Raw genomic sequence first — 1,096 nt, forward strand, 5'->3', positions numbered from 1 at the left:
CACAGCTCTATGTCGACGCCGCCAAGGTGGACGGCGTGAGCACGCTCGGCATCAGCCTGCGGCACGTGCTGCCCGGGTTGAACACCACGATCGTGGTGCAGTCCGCCCTCATCTTCGCGGTGGGCATGCTGATCCAGGCCGGCCTGGCGTTCATCGGATTTGGGCCGCCCATCCCGCAGCCCAGCTGGGGCGGCATGATCCAGGGCGCATCCCAGCACGTCTACGACGCCCCCTGGCTGATGGTCCCCACCGGTGCGGTCCTGGCGCTGACGGTCCTCGCGGCCAATGCCATCGGCAACGCCCTGGGGAAAAGCCCGAACGCGGCCGCCTCCCACCTGCCCTCCGCCGCTGACCGCCGACGCCGGGCCGCTGCGTCCGCGGCTGCGCCGTCGACCGATGCCGCCGCGCCGTCCACCGATGCCGCCGCGCCGGACGCGGCCGGCCGGCTGAGTGTCCGCGGGCTCTCGGTGGGCGTCGACGCCGGCACGCCCCTGGTCACGGAGGTCTCCTTCGACGTCGAACAGGGCACCGTGCTCGGGCTGGTGGGCGAATCCGGCTGCGGCAAAACCATGACGGCGTTGTCCCTGCTGGGCCTGTTGCCCTCGGGCGTATCCGTCACCGGAGGCCAGATCCTGTGGAACGGCCGGAACCTCGCGGCCGCCACGGAAAATGAGCTGGCCGGCGTCAGGGGACGGGAGATCGCGCTGATCTCCCAGGAACCCATGCGTGCCCTCGACCCCATGTTCACGGTCGGCTACCAGCTGGTCTCCGCCATCCGGCGCCTGCGGGGCATGGGCAAAGCCGAAGCACGCACCGAAGCCCTGAGCCTGCTCGAAAAGGTGGGCATCGTGGACGCCGCGCGCATCCTCACCACCTACCCGCACCAGATCTCCGGCGGCATGGCCCAGCGCGTGGCCATCGCCCTGGCCCTGGCCGGCCGTCCCCGGCTGCTGGTCGCCGACGAACCCACCACGGCGCTGGACGTGACAGTGCAGGCCGAGATCCTCTCGCTGCTGCGGGCACTGGTCAAGGACACCGGCATGTCCGTGGTGATGGTGACACACGACCTCGGCGTAGTGGCCGACATCTGCGACAC

The 1,096-nt window shown here is 70.7% G+C and carries 1 protein-coding gene; it reads left to right on the top strand.

The features are described 5' to 3' along the window. Window positions 1-1,096, top strand: a 1,096-nt coding sequence (locus LQV45_RS34875) for an ATP-binding cassette domain-containing protein (RefSeq protein ID WP_230012538.1), incomplete at both ends; no start/stop codon positions are given.

The organism is Microbacterium sp. Bi128, assembly GCF_918698205.1.